Consider the following 266-nt stretch of genomic DNA (forward strand, 5'->3'; position numbering starts at 1 on the left):
TTCTAACTTTGTATTGGCTTCAACATTGAAACAAGTTGGTACTTCGGTTAAAGATATTGCAACTAAGGCAGCTGCAGGTGATTTCCCTGGCGGTCAAGTACTTCAATTCTCATTGAAAGATAAAGGTGTTGAATTGGCAGAAACTAATCTTTCAGAAGATGCTTCTAAAGCAGTTGCAGATGCTAAACAAGCAATTTTGGATGGCAAAGTAGAAGTTCCTGAAAAACCTTAATGAATTTCTTTTCGACAATTCCGATTCGGCGACC

At 38.3% G+C, this 266-nt stretch carries 1 protein-coding gene; it reads left to right on the forward strand.

The genetic code is table 11. The features are described from left to right. A partial coding sequence (locus C1G53_RS00070) for a BMP family ABC transporter substrate-binding protein (protein ID WP_153046617.1) occupies positions 1 to 232 on the forward strand: 232 nt, incomplete at its 5' end. Positions 233 to 266 lie beyond the last annotated feature (34 nt).

This window comes from Streptococcus suis, from assembly GCF_002960445.1.
Taxonomy (GTDB): domain Bacteria; phylum Bacillota; class Bacilli; order Lactobacillales; family Streptococcaceae; genus Streptococcus; species Streptococcus hyiners.